Annotated in this window: 15 protein-coding genes; 4 read left to right on the plus strand and 11 right to left on the minus strand. The window is 74.3% G+C overall.

All coding sequences use genetic code 11. From position 1 onward, the window contains the following. Positions 1-361 precede the first annotated feature (361 nt). The gene (locus tag ABD948_RS00005) at positions 362-1147 is read right to left on the minus strand and encodes a lysophospholipid acyltransferase family protein (protein WP_345261983.1); all 786 of its coding nucleotides are present in this window, start codon (positions 1145-1147) and stop codon (positions 362-364) included. 67 nt (positions 1148-1214) lie between these two features. Continuing rightward, positions 1215-2429, minus strand: a complete 1215-nt coding sequence (locus ABD948_RS00010) for a pyridoxal phosphate-dependent aminotransferase (RefSeq protein ID WP_345261984.1) — start codon at positions 2427-2429, stop codon at positions 1215-1217. Between the two features lie 45 nt (positions 2430-2474). On the opposite strand from ABD948_RS00010, the gene ABD948_RS00015 reads away from it, so the two are divergent. Continuing rightward, positions 2475-3185 (plus strand): GNAT family N-acetyltransferase, encoded by a 711-nt coding sequence (locus ABD948_RS00015; RefSeq protein ID WP_345261985.1) that lies wholly within the window; start codon positions 2475-2477, stop codon positions 3183-3185. Here the strand turns inward: ABD948_RS00015 and trxA are convergent. The 7 genes from trxA to ABD948_RS00050 all read right to left on the minus strand — a co-directional run bounded on the left by trxA (position 3175) and on the right by ABD948_RS00050 (position 12808). After that, a complete protein-coding gene (trxA, locus tag ABD948_RS00020) occupies positions 3175-3501 on the minus strand; it encodes a thioredoxin (protein ID WP_345261986.1) in 327 nt (108 codons plus the stop codon). The genes ABD948_RS00015 and trxA overlap by 11 nt on opposite strands. Positions 3502-3613: 112 nt before the next feature. Then, positions 3614-4657 (minus strand): thioredoxin-disulfide reductase, encoded by a 1044-nt coding sequence (trxB, locus tag ABD948_RS00025; RefSeq protein WP_345261987.1) that lies wholly within the window; start codon positions 4655-4657, stop codon positions 3614-3616. A 118-nt stretch (positions 4658-4775) separates the two neighbouring features. Next, positions 4776-5738 carry a hypothetical protein gene (locus ABD948_RS00030; RefSeq protein WP_345261988.1) on the minus strand — a complete coding sequence of 321 codons (963 nt, stop codon included), beginning with the start codon at positions 5736-5738 and terminating at the stop codon, positions 4776-4778. A gap of 54 nt (positions 5739-5792) precedes the next feature. Beyond that, entirely contained in the window at positions 5793-6491 is a 699-nt protein-coding gene (gene sigM / locus ABD948_RS00035; RefSeq protein ID WP_345261989.1) for an RNA polymerase sigma factor SigM, read from the minus strand. Beyond that, the gene (locus ABD948_RS00040; protein ID WP_345261990.1) at positions 6488-8560 is read right to left on the minus strand and encodes a protein kinase family protein; all 2073 of its coding nucleotides are present in this window, start codon (positions 8558-8560) and stop codon (positions 6488-6490) included. The genes sigM and ABD948_RS00040 overlap by 4 nt, the downstream gene beginning before the upstream one ends. Before the next feature lie 79 nt (positions 8561-8639). Beyond that, a complete protein-coding gene (murJ, locus tag ABD948_RS00045; protein WP_345261991.1) occupies positions 8640-10367 on the minus strand; it encodes a murein biosynthesis integral membrane protein MurJ in 1728 nt (575 codons plus the stop codon). Next, positions 10364-12808, minus strand: a complete 2445-nt coding sequence (locus ABD948_RS00050; RefSeq protein ID WP_345261992.1) for a DUF6049 family protein — start codon at positions 12806-12808, stop codon at positions 10364-10366. The genes murJ and ABD948_RS00050 overlap by 4 nt, the downstream gene beginning before the upstream one ends. Before the next feature lie 67 nt (positions 12809-12875). Between ABD948_RS00050 and ABD948_RS00055 the strand changes: the two genes are divergently transcribed. Genes ABD948_RS00055 through ABD948_RS00065 form a run of 3 tightly spaced genes read left to right on the plus strand, consistent with a single transcriptional unit; the run spans position 12876 to position 15835 of the window. After that, positions 12876-14342, plus strand: coding sequence for a CCA tRNA nucleotidyltransferase (locus ABD948_RS00055; RefSeq protein ID WP_345264423.1), 1467 nt, complete (start codon positions 12876-12878; stop codon positions 14340-14342). Continuing rightward, positions 14339-15295, plus strand: coding sequence for a 1-aminocyclopropane-1-carboxylate deaminase/D-cysteine desulfhydrase (locus ABD948_RS00060; protein WP_345261993.1), 957 nt, complete (start codon positions 14339-14341; stop codon positions 15293-15295). The genes ABD948_RS00055 and ABD948_RS00060 overlap by 4 nt, the downstream gene beginning before the upstream one ends. 51 nt (positions 15296-15346) lie before the next feature. Continuing rightward, the gene (locus tag ABD948_RS00065) at positions 15347-15835 is read left to right on the plus strand and encodes an SRPBCC family protein (protein ID WP_345261994.1); all 489 of its coding nucleotides are present in this window, start codon (positions 15347-15349) and stop codon (positions 15833-15835) included. Positions 15836-15849: 14 nt separating this feature from the next. On the opposite strand, the gene ABD948_RS00070 is transcribed toward ABD948_RS00065, so the two are convergent. Further along, positions 15850-16602, minus strand: a complete 753-nt coding sequence (locus tag ABD948_RS00070; protein ID WP_345261995.1) for a hypothetical protein — start codon at positions 16600-16602, stop codon at positions 15850-15852. After that, positions 16599-18263 (minus strand): hypothetical protein, encoded by a 1665-nt coding sequence (locus ABD948_RS00075; RefSeq protein ID WP_345261996.1) that lies wholly within the window; start codon positions 18261-18263, stop codon positions 16599-16601. The genes ABD948_RS00070 and ABD948_RS00075 overlap by 4 nt, the downstream gene beginning before the upstream one ends. Positions 18264-18369: the final 106 nt, after the last annotated feature.

Genomic DNA, 18369 nt, shown 5'->3' on the forward strand with positions numbered 1-18369 from the left:
CTTCGTGGAAAGGGAAGAGATGACCTTCCAGGTCGGGCGGACAAAACAGTGATGAGACTGTGCAGACCAAGGTCCTATGAGGTCACACCCGCCCGGCCTGGTCATCAGATCGAGCACCCGGTCCAGGAGCCGACAGGTCCCTGTGAAGGACAGCCACCAGGGGTGTCAGTTTCGACATAGGTCAGACCCCTGGACCGGGTGCCTACATCCTCACTGTTTCGACACGGGCTCGCTGGCGCTCGCCCGGCTCAACCAGCGGTGAGGCCGGCCCACCAGCGGTGGTGACGGCTCACCAGCGGATCCACCCGATTGTCGACAAACCGATACCTCGACTCGTCGACAGGTCGATGAACCGACGAATCTACGAGTCGCCGGACGCGCGCTTCTCCTCGGCACGCAGACGACGCCGCTCGGCGCGCTGGCGCTTCTCCTCCTCGTCGAGTCGCTCGGCCTCCTCGGGGGTGGGGGCCGAACCACCGAAGCGCGCGGGGAGCCACCAGGAGCCCGGGGGCTGCTCGGCGGCGGGGTAGGCCGCGATCGTGTCGTCGAGCATCTGCGACATCCGGTCCTTCAACTCGGCGGTCTCGGCCACCGGGTCCGCGCCGGTGGGGTGCAGCGGCTCGCCGACGCGGATGGCGATGGTCTTGCCGCGCGAGAAGTCCTTGGGGTGGTCCTTGGTGAGCATCCGCTGGGTGCCCCACAGGATCACCGGCACCAGCGGGACGCCGGCCTGGGCGGCGATGCGGACGGCCCCGGTCTTGAACTCCTTCAGCTCGAAGGAGCGGGAGATGGTGGCCTCCGGGAAGATGCCGACCGCCTCGCCGCGCCTGAGGTAGTCGATCGCGGTCGCGAAGGAGGCGGTGCCGGCTCCGCGGTCGACCTCGATGTGGTGCAGCGAGCGCATCAGCGGGCCGGAGAGCTGGTGGTCGAACAGCTCCCGCTTGGCCATGAACCGCACCTTGCGACCCGAGGGGTTGGCGGCGAGCCCGCCGTACACGAAGTCGACGTAGCCGATGTGGTTGACGGCGAGCAGGACACCGCCCTTGCGGGGCACGTGCTCGGTGCCCGTCATGTCGAAGCGCTGGCCGAGGGCGCGGAAGCCCAGCTTGGCGGTGACGATGATCGGGGGGTAGGTGAGGTCGAGCATCGTGGGCGTCTCCTGGGAGGGGGCGGACCGTGTCGCTGCCGATCCAACCAGCCGCCCGGGCGGGGCTCTACCGACGGGTGGCCAGGAAGTCCGCGATCCGGCCGATCGCCTCCTCGAGCACGTCGACGTCGGGGAGCGTGACGAGCCGGAAGTGGTCGGGCTCGAACCAATTGAAGCCGGTGCCGTGGGTGACCAGGATCTTCTTGGCGCGGAGCAGGTCGATCACGAACTGCTGGTCGTCGTCGATGGGGTAGATCTCGGGGTCCAGGCGGGGGAAGCAGTACAGCGCGCCACGCGGCTTCACCGAGGAGACGCCGGGGATCTCGTTGAGCAGCCGGTGGGCGAGCATGCTCTGCTCGTAGAACCGACCTCCCGGCACGATCAGCTCGTTGACCGACTGGTAACCGCCGAGCGCGGTCTGGATCGCGTGCTGGGCCGGCACGTTGGCGCACATGCGCATGTTGGCCACCAGGGTGAGCCCCTCGAGGAAGTCGCTGGCGAGCTCCTTGGGACCCGAGATCATCACCCAGCCGGCGCGGTAGCCGCACACGCGGTAGCTCTTGGAGAGCCCGCTGAAGGTCAGGCACAGCACGTCGCTGCCGGCCGCGGCCGCCGCGTGGTGGTGCACGGCGTCGTCGAAGAGGATCTTCTCGTAGATCTCGTCGGCCATGACGACCAGGTCGTGGCGCCGCGCGATGTCGACCAACCCCCGCACGATCTCGGGTGAGTAGACCGCACCCGTGGGGTTGTTGGGGTTGATGATGACGATGGCGTGGGTGTTCTCGGTGATCTTGGCCTCGACGTCGGCCAGGTCGGGGTTCCAGTCGTCGGCCTCGTCGCAGCGGTAGTGCACGGGCACCCCACCCGAGAGCGTGACCGCGCCGGTCCACAGCGGGTAGTCGGGCGCCGGCACCAGGATCTCGTTGCCGTCGTCGACGAAGGCCTGCAGCACCATCGAGATCAGCTCGCTGACCCCGTTGCCGATGAAGACGTCCTCGACGTCGACCTCGCGCAGACCGCGGCCCTGGTAGTACTGCGCGACGGCGGTGCGCGCGGAGTAGATGCCCTGGCTGTCGCTGTAGCCCTGCGAGGCGGGCAGGTGGTGGATGACGTCGGCGAGGATCGCGTCGGGCGCCTCGAAGCCGAACGGCGCCGGGTTGCCGATGTTGAGCTTCAGGATGCGGTGGCCCTCGACCTCCAGCCGCTGGGCCTCCACGAGGATGGGACCCCGCACGTCGTAGCGGACGTCGTGCAGCTTGCGGCTCTGCTTGATCTGGCGCACCCGCCGATCTTCCCAGGTGCGCCCCGGGGCGCGACACTGGATTCCATGGGACGCCGCATCGAGCGGCTCACGCTCGACCACCTCGGTGCGCTGGAGGACGCCCTGCCCGCGTGCCGCAGCTGCCTGTTCTGGGAGCTGGACCCGGTGCGGGCCGGGCGGCTCGCGGAGGACCGAGGGGCCCGTTGCGAGGAGAAGGACGCCTGGCTGAGCGAGGTGCTGCGCGAGTGGGGCTCCTGCGGGAGGGTCGCGCTGGTGGGGGAGAGGCCGGTGGGGTTGGTGGTCTACGCACCGCCGGCGCACGTGCCGGGCGCCGCGGGGTTCGCCACGGCCCCCGTCTCGGGCGACGCGGTGCTGATGACGACGCTGCGTGTCGCGCCCGAGCACGCCGGCGGCGGGCTGGGCCGCATGCTGGTGCAGGGCATGGCCAAGGACCTGATCGGGCGGGGCGGCGTGCGCGCCGTCGAGGCGTTCGGCAGCCGGGGTCCGGGGCGGGCCTGCACGGTCCCCGCGGCGTTCCTGGACGCCGTCGGGTTCCGCACCCAGCGCCCCCATCCCACGACACCGCGGATGCGGATGGACCTGCGGTCGCTGCTGACCTGGCGCGACGAGGTGGAGGCGGCGCTCGAGCGTCTGCTCGGGGTGGTACGACCGAAGCCCGCCCCGGCCCCCGAGACGGGGGTGGGACGGGCTCCAGGGTCTGCGCGGCGGGCCGGCGAGGAGCCGGACGCGCCAGTGGGGTGCTGGGTCAGCCGATGAACTCGGAGAGCTCGTTGAGCAGCGCGGCCTTGGGCTTGGCGCCGACGATCGAGCGGACGACCTCGCCGTTCTGGTAGACGTTGATCGTCGGGATGCCGGTGACCCGGTAGGAGGACGGCGTCACCGGGTTCTCGTCGACGTTCATCTTGACGAAGGTGATCTTGTCGCCGTGGGCGGTGGCGATCTCGTCGAGGATCGGGGCCACCTGGCGGCACGGGCCGCACCACTCGGCCCAGAAGTCCACGAGGACGGGCTTCTCGGACTGGAGGACCGTCGACTCGAACTCGGCGTCGGTGACGGCTGCGATGTTGGCCATGCTGTGCTCCTAGGGGTCTGTTCGCGGATGTCGCGGATGTGCGTGGGTGATGCGCGGGTCGTGGTGGGAGAACACGCCGGGTCGGCGCGGTGTTCCCGCCGGGCCGGCTGCCTCAGGCGACGCCGTCGGCGTGCAGCTGCTCGGCCATCTCGGCGGCCAGCTCGCGGGTCTGCTCCGGGGTGCCCGCGGTCGAGGCGGCGTGGTCCAGCGCCGCGAGGTAGCGCTCGGCGTCGAGGGCGGCCGCGCAGCCGGTGCCCGCGGCGGTGATGGCCTGGCGGTAGTGGTGGTCGACCAGGTCGCCGCAGGCGAAGACGCCGGTGAGGTTCGTGGCCGTCGAGGGGTGCTCGACGAGCACGTAGCCCTCGTCGTCGAGGTCGACCTGGCCCGTGAGCAGCTCCGAGCGGGGGTCGTGGCCGATGGCGATGAACAGGCCGGTGGCGTCCAGCTGGCGGGTCTCGCCGGTGACGGTGTCGCGCAGCGTGACTCCCTCGAGCCGGTCCTCGCCGTTCAGCTCGGCGACCTCGGAGTTCCAGATGATGTCGAGCTTGGGGTCGGCGAGCGCGCGCTCCTGCATGATCTTGGAGGCGCGCAGCTCGTCGCGGCGCACGATCATCGACACCTTCGAGCCGAACCGGGTCAGGAAGGTGGCCTCCTCGACGGCGGAGTCGCCGCCGCCGACCACGGCGATGTGCTGCTCGCGGAAGAAGAAGCCGTCGCAGGTGGCGCACCACGAGACGCCGCGACCCGAGAGCTCCTCCTCGCGGGGCAGGCCCAGCTTGCGGTAGCCGGAGCCCGTGGCCAGGATCACCGCACGCGCGGTGTGGGTGCCGGTGGCGGTCTTCACGACCTTGGTCTCACCGGTCAGGTCGACCTCGACGGCGTCGTCGGGCACCAGCTCGGCGCCGAAGCGCTCGGCCTGGGCGCGCATCTCGTCCATGAGGGCCGGGCCCTGGATGCCGTTCTGGAAGCCGGGGAAGTTCTCGACCTCGGTGGTGTTCATGAGCGCCCCGCCGGCGGTGACGGAGCCCTCGAAGACGAGGGGCTTCAGGCCGGCGCGGGCCGCGTACACGGCGGCGGTGTAGCCGGCCGGGCCGGAGCCGATCACGATGACCTCGCGGGGGTCGCTGCCGGTGGTGCCGGGGCTGTCCTGGGACATGACGCTGTGCCTCGCTCTGCGCCCGTCGCGGGCGCGGTCGGTGGTGGGACTGGTGACGGCGACCTCGCCGTCATCGTGCTCAACCGATCGTAGGGCAGGCGTGTTCCCGCCCCACGGGTCAGGAGCGAGGGGTGGCGAGCGTGGTGGAGCGCAGCGTGCGCCCGGTGCCGCACTGGAGCAGGTCGACGACCTGGGCGTCCTCGCTGGCGGGTCGGAAGACCAGCAGCCCGGGCGTGGAGTCCAGCAGCACCAGCAGCGCGGCGCCCTCGCCGACCACCGTCGCGCGGCACTCCACGACGCGCCGGGCACGCAGCGGAGCCGGCACCGCGGCGCGCGGCAGTCGGGCGCGCGCGACGTCGAGCCGGGGCAGTGAGCGCTGCAGCAGCCGGACGTCGTCGACGAACTGCGCGGAGCGCACCCGCACCTGGGCGACGGGCGCAGCGGCCGCCGTCGGGGGCGGCTGCACGCGGGGACCGTCGGGGACGGCGGTGGGGGAGGGGGCCTGCGGCGGGGGCACGGACTCGGACCCCTCGCCCTGGTCGAGGTCGCCCCCGGAGGCTCCGGGAGCCGACTCGGGGGCCGCCTCCGCCGCGGTGTCACCCTCCTCGGCGCGACGCTGCGCGCCGTCGCCGGAGTCGACGCTCTCGGAGGCGACGCTGCCGGCACCGGTGTCGTCCCCGCGGTCGACGACCTGGCTGACGCCGACGCCCGCGACCACCACGGCGGCCGCGGCCAGCAGCAGCGCCCCGCGGCGGCGTCGCGTGTGGGCGAGGTCCCGCACGGGAGCCACGCTCTCGGCCCCGGACGACGAGGCGGGCTGGCCGGTGGGTCGGCCGGGGGGCTGGCCGGTGGGTTGGCCGGTGGTCTCGTCCGTGCCCCGGTGGGCCACCAGGTCGGCCAGCGTGGCGTCGAGGCGGGAGGCCACCTGCGGCGGCAGCCCCTCGGTGGCCGGGTCGACCCGGGCCTGGCCCAGCAGCCGGCGCACCTGCGCCTCGCGAGCCGGCGCGAGCGGCGCGGGCTCGCCCGGCTCACCGGGCCCGGTGGGCTCGGCTGCGTCGGGCTGGTCGGGCTGGTCGGTCACGAAGGGGCTCCGGTGCGTGGTGGGAGGGGCGGGCGGCGTGCGGGTGAGGGCGGCTCAGCCGGCCGGTGGCCCGCGCGGCGGCGTCGCGGATCCGACGTGCCCGCCCGCCGGGCGGTTCCCCGCCGCGGGTGCGGGGTCCCCGACGTCCTCGCTCTGCATCAGGGGTGCCAGCAGCGGTGCCAGCCGCGCGCGACCGCGCGAGCACCGCGACTTCACCGTGCCCTCGGCGCACTCGAGCACCGCGGCCGCCTCGGCCACCGAGTGCCCCTCCAGGTCGACGAGCACCAGCGCCGCCCGCTGCTCGGGCGGCAGCGTCCGCAGCGCGGCCACCACCTGGTCGCGGCGCTCGCGCCGCACGCTGGCCAGGGCCGGGTCGCCGTCATCGGGGGAGGCATCGGTGCCTGCGGGGCCCACCAGGGTCAGGCCGCGGTCCTCGAGGTCCTCGGGCAGGGCCTCGGCGCGGCGCACCTTCGCGGCCCGCAGCCGGTCCAGGCAGGCGTTGACGACGACGCGGTGCAGCCATGTGGTCACCTGCGCCTCGCCGCGGAAGGAGCCGGCGCGTCGGAACGCCGCGACGAGGGCGTCCTGGAGCCCGTCGGCGGCGTCCTCGGGGTTGCCCATGGTGCGCAGCGCCACCGCCCACAGGCGCTCGCGGTGCCGGGTGAACAACACCCCGAAGGCGGCGGCGTCCCCCGCGACGTGGGCGGCCAGCAGCGCGGCGTCGTCGAGCTCCTCCAGCGGGACCGAGGTCACGGTGCGGTGCTCTCCCCGTCAGCCCCGTCGGCCCCGTCGAGCACCGCCTCGACGGCGACCTCGGCCACGGTGCCGCGCCACCCCGACCCGTCGTTGGGCAGCGACGTCAGCCACACCACGAGGTAGCGGCCGGTCGCAGGCTCCTCGAGCGAGAGCTGCAGCCGCTCGTCCTCTGCGGTGGCGCCGGCCACGGGGGTCAGGCCCTCGACGTCGGTGGGCTCCTCGGAGGTCAGATACAGGGCGACGCCGGTGGGGCTGCCGACCAGGGTCAGGTCGGCGGCGGTGACCTCGCGCTCGGCACCCAGGTCGACCACCAGGCCGACGCCGGTCTTCAACCCGCCCGGACCGAGCTGCTGCTCGTAGGTGGAGGTGGACCAGGAGGTGGTGGGGTCGCCGTCGACGGCCAGCGGTGCGTCGTCACCGTTCTCGTCGCCGTCCTCGCCCTGGGGGTCGAGGTCGGTGGCCACCAGTCCGGTGAGCGGGCCGGTCTCGGGCGGCGCCTCCGGCTGCTCGGTGGCCGAGGCGCTCGACTCCGGTGCGGCCGGCTCGGCCCCCAGGGGGGTGCGACCGCGGCCGAGGTTGTAGGCCACCACGACGGCGACCAGCAGCAGCACGGCGGCGCCGATGATGCCCGCCACCCGCAGCGCGGTGCGCCCGGGCACCTCCTCCTCGGCCGGTACCGCCCGGGTCGAGCCCGTGCCGGTGTGCACCGCAGAGACCCGTGAGTCGCCGGTGGCGCCGGCGCCGGTGGCCTCCCAGGGCCAGTAGCCGTCGGGGTCCCGCTCGGGCGGCGGGGCCGCGCCGGGGCGACGACGGCGGTGGGGCTCGCCGTCGTCGGGCTCCGGGGCGAAGAGCGGGCGCTCCGGCGGCTCCTCGAAGGGCGGCGGCGGGGGCACCGGCTGGCTGCGCTTGGACAACCACGAGACGTCGTCGGGTTCCTCGCCGAAGATCGGCAGGCCGGCCTCGGTGGGCAGCTCGGTCGCGACCTCGGGGGCCGGCACCGGCTCGGTCTCGGGCTCGGTGGCCGGGGTGGGCGGGATGGGCGAGGTGGCCGGCGGCGAGACCGTGCCCACGGTCCGGGTGGGTGCGTCGGGATCCGCCTGCGTGCCGGCGTCGGGCGCGGGCTCCGTGGGGAGGGCCAGGGGGGCGGTGACCGCCTCCGTGGGTGGGAGCTCGGGCTCGGGCGTGGGATCGGGCTCGGCGTCGTGCGGCGCGGGGTCGGGGGGCAGCGGCGGCAGCGCGGTGGTGCGGCTGCCGGGCAGCAGTGCCGGCACGACGGCACGCCAGCTCTCGGCCATCCCGGCGGGGCTGCCCACGTAGTCGGCGAGCAGGTCGGCGATGCCGCGCGCCGAGCCGAGGCCCTCGGCGCGGTGGGTGTGGTGCTGGGCGCGCAGCACCTCGTCGCACAGCGCGTCGAGCTGCCCGGGGATGCCGGCGCGGACCCGGCGCGGGCGCAGCGCGTGGCCGTGGTGCTCGGGTGCCGCGGGCACCGCGGAGCCGCCGCCACCGGGCCAGCGGCCGGTCAGCGCGCAGTAGAGCAGCCCGGCCAGGTCGGCCACGTCGGCCGCGGCGCGGTCGCCGGCGCGACCGTGCATGGCGGCGTCGACGCAGAGCCCGATGATCTTGACCTCGCCGTGCCGGTCGACCAGGACGTTCTCGGGCACCAGCCGGCCGTGCGCCACCCCGGCGGCGTGGGCGGTGGCGATGCCCTCGGCCACCTGCCCCACCAGCCAGGCGCTCTGCCGGGCGGCGACGGGCCCGCGGGAGGCCACCAGGATGTCGAGCGAGACGCCGTCGCCCCACTCGTTGACCACGTAGCAGATCGCCTCGTCCCGCTCGGCGTCGAGCACGCGCAGCAGCCGCGGGTCGAGGACCGTCGCCGAGCGGCGGGCGGCCTCGAGCAGCGCGGAGGAGCGCTCGTCGTCGGCGGGGATCACGTGCAGCGCCACGTAGCGCTGCAGGATCCGGTCGTGCGCGCGCCAGAACCGGGCCCCGCCGCTCTCGTCCAGCAGGTCCACGAGCCGGTAGCGACCGGCCAGCACGTCGCCCGAGCGGGTCGAGTGCGGCACGTCGGGGGACCTCTCTTCCTCTGGCTGGTCTGGCCGGCTGGCCTCGGTTGCGGGAGCGCGGCCCCCATCGTAGGGCGGGTCAGCGCCCCCGCAGGACCGGAACCCGGCGGGCGACCAGCGCGAGGACCGAGGTGACCTCGCGCAGGCGCAGCCAGCGGGCCACGAGCACGAAGACGACGACTCCCACCAGCGCGAGGCCGGCGCCGCGCACGGCGGCCACCGACCAGTGCGGGTCGGGCAGCCAGGTGCCCAGCAGCCAGCCCAGGGGGAGCACGACGGCGGCCGCGGCCGCGGTGCACAGCAGCAGCACGACGCCGAAGCCCACCAGCGCCGGGGTCTCCAGACCCCCGAGGCGGTGGCGCAGCACCTGGTAGGAGATCGCCGACCCGACCACGTAGGAGGTGGTGTAGGCCAGCACCAGGGCCGGGGCGGTGTCGGCCGCGTCGGCCATCGCGACCAGCACCAGCGCGGCCACCACGTTGGTGGTGCTCACCGCGCACTGGATCAGGAACACCGTGCGGGTCTGCTCGAGCGCGTAGAACCCGCGCAGCATCAGGTAGTGGACGGTGAAGAAGACCAGGCCGGCGCCGAACAGCGTCAGGGTCGGCACCGCGTTGCGGTAGGTCTGCGCCGCCGCGCCGTGGCCCCACACCACGTTGGCGATGTCGGGCGCCAGCGCCGGCAGCAGTGCCGCGAACGGCACCACCACCACGAGCGCGGTGCGCAGCGTGCCGGCCAGGTCGCGCGCCAGCGCCGGCAGCTCGTCGGCGGCGGCCCGCCGCGAGAGCTGGGGCAGCACCGCGGTGGTGAGCGAGACGGTGATGATCGAGTGCGGCACCATCACGATGAGGAACGCCGCGGCGTAGACGGCGTAGCCGGTGCCCTCGGTGCCGCCGCCGGTGGTGCCGCTCGAGGCCAGCCGCACCACCACGGTGTAGGCGACCTGGTTGACCACGACGAACAGCAGCGACCACACGCCCAGCCGGGCGGTGTGGCCCAGGCCGGCGCCGCGCAGGTCGAGACGGGGGCGGAAGCGGAACCCGGCGCTGCGCAGGTAGGGCAGCAGGATGAGCAGCTGGGCGGCGATGCCGACGGTGGCACCGAGCCCCAGCAGCGCCTCCTGCCCGGAGGTGAACGCACCCTCGGCGTCCGCGCCCCGTGCCGGTCCGAACACCACCAGGTAGACGACGAGCACGACCACCGAGATCACGTTGTTGGCGATCGGCGCCCACATCATCGGGCCGAACCTGCCCCGGGCGTTGAGGATCTGCCCGACCAGCACGAACATCCCGTAGAAGAAGACCTGGGGCAGGCAGAACCGCGCGAAGTCGATCACCGACTGCCGCTGCTCGGCCAGCGCCGGGTCGTTCCACGACCCGTCGAGGTAGACCGCCATCACCAGCGGTGCCGCGGCCACCAGCAGCACGGTGACCACCAGCAGGAACAGCCCGGCGACGGTGACCACGCGCTGCGTGTAGGCCTCGCCGCCGTCGGGGTCGTTCTTCTGGGCGCGCACCAGCTGGGGCACCAGCACCGCGTTCAGGACGCCGCCGGCCAGCAGGATGTAGAGCATGTTCGGCACGGTGTTGCCGATGTTGAAGATGTCGGCGTGCAGCGAGAGCCCGAGCGCCGCGGCCAGCAGCGCGGAGCGGACGAAGCCGCTCAGCCGCGAGACCACGGTGCCGGCCGCCATCACGGCGCTGTTGGCCAGGATGCCGGCCTGGGTGTCCTCGGGGGGCACCGCCGGGCCGGACGCCGGGGGTGCGGGGTCGGTGGGGGGCCGGTCGGTCAGGGGGCGGTCGGTCACGGGGTGCTCCCCACCGGCCGGCTGTCGGGAGCCGGCTCGACGGTGGGCAGGGCCTGGCCGGTGGCCCGCCGCACGCGGCGCACGAGGCGCACGGCGATCGCCAGGAACAGCAGGCCCAGGCCGGTGCCGATGATCAGCCAGATGACCTCGCTCACCTGCGCCGAGCGCACGGGAAGCCGGTCGGTGGCACCGAGCGGGTTGCCCTCGACGTCGACCAGGCTCAGCGTCACGTTGGTGACGCCGGCGGTCTCGGCGTGCGCGTCGAAGAGCACGGTGGCGCGGCTGCGCGGCCCCATCTCGAGCGGTTCGACCGGGTCGACGCTCACGCCGCCGTCCTCGGAGGTGGTGGTGGCCAGGATGCCGACGGTGATCGGCTGGTCGAGGTCGTTGGTCACCACGGCGTTGAACTGGCCGTCGCTGCCCGAGAGCGTGACCCCCGGGCCGGCGTCGATGCCGACCTGGCCGAGCTCGGCCCGCACCTGGTCGGTCGTCCGCGCCAGCGTGGTGCGAGCGGTGACCGCGGAGGAGCGAGCGCCGTAGGAGAGAGAGGTGAGCCCCTCGTCGGTGACCAGGCTCGCCACCTCGCTGTTGCGGGTCAGGAGGTTCTGCAGCGTCTCCCCGGCGCGCAGCAGATCGGCGAAGGAGGTGAAGACGCTCTCGTCGAGCTCGCGTCGCGCCTGGCGCGCCGGGTAGACCAGCTCGTCGGCCGCCACCTCGCGCCCCTCCCGGTCGGTGGCCGCCTCGAGGTCGCTGAGGTCGAGCCACGGCACGTCGTCGAGGCCGGCGAAGAAGCCGGTCGGGTCCTCACCCGCCCACTGCTGGGGCATGACGACGACCAGCGGCGGGCGGCCTGGCTCCACGGACCGGGCGAGCGCCTCGGCGAGCAGGCGCTGGCGCAGTTGCAGGGAGGTGAAGCGGTCGCCGGGGCCGGGGCCGCCGGCCGCGACCGCGGAGGAGGTGACGACGCCGCGGCGGCCCTCGAGGTCGGCGACGCCGGGAGCCTCCTCGCGGAACGCCTCGTCGGTGACGAGCGCGGTGGCGCCGGGCTCGAGCAGCCGCACCGCGGCGGCGTCGAGGTACCCCGACGGCGCCCCGGCCACGGGCAGCAGCGTCGCGGGCGCCCCCTCGGGCGGGGCGACGGAGGTCTCGGGTGAGGCGTCCCCCTCGTCCCCGGCGTCCCCCTCCTCGGGGTCGACGGCGTCGTCAGGTGTCGTCTCGCGCACGGGGGCGGTGCCGGCCAGCTCGGCGAGCACCCGGCCCGTGCGCGCGCGGGCGAGGTCGTAGGCCAGCGGGTCGTGCGCGGCCGCGGCGGGCAGGTCCAGGTCGCCGTACGGCAGCACCAGCACCTCGCGGTCCTCGACCGCGGCCGCGAACCGGCCCAGCCACGCGGTCGCCGCCTCCGAGGTGGCGCGCTGCTCCTCGGTGAGCTCGGGCGCCTCGCCCGCCTCGCCGGCCTCGTCTCCCCCGCCTGCCTCGTCTCCCTCGTCGGAGGGGGTGGACCCCTCGCCGGCGGTCGGCTCCTCCTGGGGGGCGGCCGTGGGCTCGCCGGACGGCGCGGCGTCCGGGTCGTCGGGGGTGGGGTCGGTGGGCGCCAGGGAGCGTGGCGGGTTGCCACGCGAGAGGCGGCGGACGGCGTCGGGGAGCGCGGGGTCCACCATCACCGAGACCGGCCGGTCGCCGGCGGCTGCGGCGAAGTCGACCAGTGCCCGCAGGCGGCCCTCGGCGCCGAGGGTCTCGCCCAGCTGCTCGGGCTGGTCGAGCGACCCGTCCTCGGCGTAGGCGAGCTCGCGGCGCAGCGGCAGGACCAGCGAGGTCCTGACCGCACCGGCGCCGCCGGTGCTCGCCCCACCCGGGTCGCGGTAGGGCAGGAACGTCCGGGCCCGGCCGTCGGAGAGGTCGTCGCGACCGTCGAGCTCGGTCTCGCCGAGCGCCTGGACGCCGAGCCAGTACGTGCCCGACCCGGCCAGCACGATCCGCTCCCGCGGGAGGCTGAGGGAGTAGGGCTGCGACTCCCCGGGCGCGAGCTCCTCGAGGGTGTCGTAGGGGCCCGGGTCGGTGATGCGCTCGCCCAGGTAGAGCTCGGGGTCCGAGGCGGCGGCCGCGGCCAGCTCGGCCCGGGTCGTCATCGGCGCCTCGGAGACCACCGGGTAGAGGTTGACCCCCCGCCACGGCACGTCGTCGACGTTGGTGACGGTGCCGGTGATCCGCACCGGGGGCGCGCCGCGCGTCTGCGCGGTGAGCGTCGAGGGGCTGAGCGTGTCGATGGTCAGCTCCAGCGCGGGGTCGTAGCGCGCCGCGGCGGGGGCCGCCACGGGTGCGGCCGCGAGGGATGCCGGCGCCGCGCCGGCCGGGGTGGCCGGGGTGCCGAGCACGAGGGTGCCGGCGGCCACCGCCGTCGTCAGGCCCGCCGCGAGGGCAGGCAGGAGACGACGACGGACCACGGCACGAGGGTAACGGTGCCGGGCCCGCCTTCTCGTAGACTCCTCCGCCGTGCCCGCCCCCCTCAACATGGCCTCCGCCCAGCAGGCCGTCGCCGCCGAGCTCGCCCGCATCGAGCCCGTCACCGGCGAGCTCGGCCGCCTCTTCGCCGCGGCCGGCCACGAGCTGGCGCTGGTGGGTGGCCCGGTGCGCGACGCGATGCTCGGCCGCAAGCACAACGACCTCGACCTGACCACCTCGGCCACCCCCGAGGAGACCGAGAGGATCCTCGGGCCCTGGGGCGACGCGCTGTGGGACATGGGCCGCGACTTCGGCACCATCGGCTGCCGCAAGGGCCCGTGGGTCGTGGAGGTCACCACCTACCGCACCGACGCCTACGACCCGTCCTCCCGCAAGCCCGCGGTGGCGTTCGGCGACTCGCTCGAGGGCGACCTGGTGCGGCGCGACTTCACCGTCAACGCGATGGCGGTGCGGCTGCCCGGCCAGGAGCTCGAGGACCCCCACGGCGGTGTCGTCGACCTGGCCCACGGCGTGCTGCGCACCCCCGGGCGCCCCGAGGACTCCTTCTCCGACGACCCGCTGCGGATGATGCGCGCCGCCCGCTTCGCCGCCCAGCTCGACTTCGAGGTCGACGAGGCCGCGGTGGCCGCCATGACGGCGATGGCCGAGCGCATCGACATCATCTCCGCCGAGCGGGTACGCGACGAGCTGGTCAAGCTGGTCTGCGCGCCGCACCCGCGCCGCGGCCTCGCGCTGCTCGTGCAGACCGGCCTGGCCGAGCGGGTGCTGCCCGAGCTGCCGGCGCTCAAGCTCGAGCGCGACGAGCACCACCGCCACAAGGACGTCTACGAGCACACGCTCACCGTGCTCGAGCAGGCCATCGACCTCGAGCCGCGCCTGGGCGGCGAGGGCCCCGACTTCGTCTCGCGGTTCGCGGCGCTGATGCACGACGTCGGCAAGCCCCGCACCCGCCGCTTCGTCGGCGACGGCACGGTCACCTTCCACCACCACGACGTCGTCGGCGCCAAGATCACCCGCAAGCGGATGCAGGCGCTGCGCTTCTCCAAGGACGAGACCGAGGCGGTCTCACAGCTGGTAGCGCTGCACCTGCGCTTCCACGGCTACGGCTCGGGGGAGTGGACCGACTCCGCGGTGCGGCGCTACGTGCGCGACGCCGGCGACCAGCTGGAGCGGCTGCACGTGCTGACCCGCGCCGACTGCACCACCCGCAACCAGCGCAAGGCCGACCGGCTGCGCCGCACCTACGACGACCTCGAGGAGCGGATCGAGCGGCTGCGGGAGGCCGAGGGTCGGGCGGCCGTCCGGCCCGATCTCGACGGCAACCAGATCATGGAGATCCTCGGCATCCCGGCCGGCCGTGAGGTGGGCGAGGCCTACCGGTGGCTGCTGGAGAAGCGGCTGGACGACGGCCCGATGAGCGAGGAGGCCGCGCGCGAGGCGCTGCTGGGGTGGTGGGCCGAGCGGGCCGACGGGGCCGACGGAGCCGAGACGTCCGAGGGGTCCGAGTCCGGGTGAGCGAGCTGGCGTCGCGGACCTCGCTGCCGCACCTGCGGCTGGGCAGCGCCCCGACGCCGGTGCGGCGCCTGGACGCCGACCTCGACCTGCCGGTGGAGACCTGGCTCAAGGACGAGTCGGCCTTCGGCGACGGCGCCTGGGGCGGCAACAAGGTGCGCAAGCTGGAGTGGATCATCCCGGCCGCGCACGCTCGCGGCGCCTCCACGCTCTTCACCGTCGGTGGCATCGGCACGCACTGGGGGCTGGCGTGCGCGCTCTACGGCGCCGAGCACGGGCTGCGCACCGTGCTGGGGCTGGTCGACCAGCCCGTCGACGACCACGTGCGCGCCCAGCTGGCGCGGCTGGAACGGTCCGGGGCGCGGCTGCACCGCTACCCGAGCACGACCCGCCTCAAGCTCGCCGCGCCGTGGCTGCTGGCCCGCTACCACCCCTGGTACCTGCCGGCGGGCGGGTCCAACGCCGTCGGCACGCTGGCCTATGTCGACGTCGCGCTCGAGGTGGCGGCGCAGGTGGCCGCCGGTGAGCTGCCGGCCCCGGCGTCGGTGGTGGTGCCGGTCGGCTCCGGCGGCACGGTGGCCGGCCTGGCGCTGGGCTTCGCGCTCGCCGGCCTGCCGGTGCGGGTGCTCGGCGTCGTCGTCAACGACATGGTCCGGCTCGACGCGCCGACGCTGGTGCGGCTCGCGGGCCGCACCAGCGACCGCCTCGCCGCGCACGGGCTGGCCGACCCGCCGCGGCTCACCGAGCGCGACCTCGACCTGCGCACCGACTGGCTCGGCCGCACCTACGGGGACCCGACGCCGGCCTCGGTGGCCGAGGTGGAGCGGGCCGCGACGGCCGGGCTCGAGCTGGAGCCCGTCTACACCGGCAAGGCGCTGGCCGCGGTGCGCGACCTCGGTGCGCGCGGTGGGCTGGCCGGCCCCGTGCTGTGGCTGCAGACGCACGGCCCGCGGTGATCACCGTCACGCTGCACTGACAAGCCCGATACCCGTCGGTATCGTCCCGGCATGGCCCAGACCCAGCACGCCCAGCTCGAGTCCACCGTCGAGATCGACGCCCCGCCCGCCGAGGTGTGGAAGCTCGTGAGCGACCTGCCGCGGATGGCGCAGTGGAGCCCCCAGGTGGTCCGCTCCAAGGTGAAGGGCGGGCAGGTGCGCCAGGGCGCGAAGTTCAGCAACCTCAACCGCCGCGGTCCGCTGTTCTGGCCCACCAACGGCAAGGTCGTGCGCTTCGAGCCGCACCGCGACCTCGCCTTCCGGATCGCGGAGAACAAGACCATCTGGAGCTTCGAGCTCACCCCGCTCGACGGCGGCACCCGCACCAGGGTCGTGCAGCGCCGCGAGCTGCCCGACGGCATCTCGCAGGTCTCGCTGGTGCTCACCAAGTACGTGCTCGGCGGTACCGACAAGTTCGCCGGGGAGCTGCGCGAGGGCATGGCCCAGACGCTGCAGCGGATCAAGTCCGAGGTCGAGGCCGGCCCCGCCCGAGCCGCCTGACGACGAGCCTCGGCTCAGCCGCCGGTGCCGTCGCGGTAGAACTGCGTGAACCCGCCCGCCTCCATGGCCTCCCACCAGTCGGTGTCGTAGACGTCCTCGGACTGCTCGGCCTCCAGGGTCTGCTCGCCCGAGGGCAGCGCGTAGGAGTACACCGGACCGGCGGCGTCCACGTAGGCGCGCTCCTCGGTGACCGCGAAGACGGTGGGGTCGGACTCCGCGTACACGGCCTCGAGGTCCTGGCCGGCCTCGCCCATGCCGTCGGGGCTGCGCACCACCTCGGTGCCCTCGGTCAGGTCGACCACGACCGCGTCCGCGGGCTCGGCGTACGGGTCCTCGCCGAGGTCGATGAAGCCGAGGTAGCGCCCGTCGGGAGAGGTGCGCAGCGACTCCGGCAGGGGGTGGGCGCCGGTGCCCCCGACGCCGTCGGTGGTGGCCAGCACCAGCTCGGCGAACCGGTCGTCGTCCGCGCCGCCGTCGAGCCCCGGCAGCACCGGCACGGCGTAGACGCCCTCGCCCGCGACGACGAAGGTCTCGGGCGGCTCGCCCAGGTCGACCACGGTGCCGTCGGCGAGCTCGACCTCGGTCCCGTCCAGGCTGGCCTCGCCCATCACGACGTCCTCGTCGAGGGGGTCGGTGGCGATCGCCCAGCCGTCGGGCCCGGTGCCGTCACCCCCGTCACTCCCGTCGGTCGGGTCGTCGCCACACGCTGGCAGCAGCAGCGCGATCAGCAGCGCGGCACCGAGGGGCGCCCTGGTCGGCGGAGTCACGTCAGCCCCAGCAGGTCGGAGAAGTCGTCCTGCGAGCGGTGGTCGCTCTCGTCGTAGCCGGCGGCGGCGGAGAGCAGCCCGTCGACGGTGAGGTGGGCGCTGAGGTGGCCGTTGCGCAGCCACCGGGCCGTCTGGTCCAGGTGACAGTCCAGCTGGGAGGCCACGTGCCCGGCCGAGGGCACCTCGCCCAGGGCGGACGCCGGGAGCGTGAGCGCACGGATGCGCTGCTCGCTCCCCTCCAGTCGCTGCTGCGCCTCTGCGAACCGCTGGGCCGCCTGCTGCAGGGTGTACGTCTCGACCTCGACCTCTCCCGCCGGCCCTTCCGTGCCCAGCTCGGAGTAGGGGGTGACGGTCATCGAGGGGGAGGGGAACAGGTCGCCGAACTCCGCGTCGCCCTGCTGGTCGTACATGTCCGAGCCGGACTCGTAGGTGACCACGATGCCCTGGTCGGTGAGCGCGAGTCCCTCCGCCATGTGCGGCAGCGGCACGGTCTCGAGCGGCTCACCCGTGGTGGCGTCGACGGCGTGCAGGGTGCTGGCACCCGGACTGTTGCCCCGGCCCAGCGAGGAGGTGAAGTACATGGTGTCGCCGTCGACGCCGATCCCCTGCGCGTACCGCGGCGCGGGGATGCGCGGCCCGTTCTCGACCCACTCCCCACCGCGGCGCACGTAGGGCTGCACGAAGCCCTCGCCCTCCTTGTTGTGCGTGCCGACGTAGAGCACCCCGTCGGAGATGGTGGAGTAGGCGCCCGCGTCGAGGCCCTCGGTGACGTGCTGGACCGGCACGGTCTCGCCGGGGGCGGCACCCCGGACGTCGTCGAGCGAGTACTCGTACATCGAGGGGGGCTCGGTGGAGGACATGACGTACACGGTGTCGCCGTCCACCATCACCCCGCCGGCGTGGTCGGGGGCCTGCGTCACCGGCATGCCGTCGTGGAGCACGGTGCCCTCGCCGAGGTTGACGGTGCTGATCACCTCGCCCGTGTCGGTGTCGATCACCGACAGCACCGCCTCGCCGTCGTCGTTGTAGCTGGTCTGCAGCAGGTTGCCGTCACCGTCGACGCCGAGACCCTGCGCGGCGTGCCCACCCTCGTCGTCGCCGCCCAGCAGGGAGTCGGGGATCGGCGGCCCGAGGTTGGTGGGGAACTGCTGGTCGAACTGCATGAGCTTGAGCAGGCCCATCCCGAACCACGCCTCCTGGTACTCGGTGAGCTCGTCGCTGTCGGCGAGCTCCAGCGCGTCCGGCAGGCCCTGGTCGTAGTCGTCCTTGATGTCCCCCAGCGCAGAGATCGCCGCCGTGCGGAGCAGCTGGTAGAGCAGCGGGATCGGCTGGTACTGCGGCTTGAGGGTGCGCCAGGTCGTGATCACCTGCTCCGCCCGCCCGTGGGCGTCCTCCTGCTCGGCGAGCATCCGCTCGACGCCGAGCTTGGCGCGGTCGCAGCGCACCCCCGCCACCTGGGCCGTCGCCTCCGTGGCCCAGCAGCGACGTCCGAACGACTGCGCGCCGAGCCCGAACCACGAGGGCACCTCGGTGGCCTGCACGATGTGGTCCACGCACCAGTCGAGCCCGCGGACGGCGTCGCGCAGGTCGGAGACCAGCGTGCGCAGCGTGCCCGGGTTGCCGCTGATGATCTGCGCGTGCAGCGCCTCGGGCCCGGTCATGGGAGCCAGGTTGCCCGGCACGCCGCGGGCTCAAACGCCGGCTCGAGCGCAGACCGGACGCACGCGACCCCGGGCGGCCTGGCGGCTGCCCGGGGTCGGGTGGGTG

Origin of the sequence: Nocardioides nanhaiensis, from assembly GCF_039542785.1 — a bacterium.
GTDB lineage: Bacteria > Actinomycetota > Actinomycetes > Propionibacteriales > Nocardioidaceae > Nocardioides > Nocardioides nanhaiensis.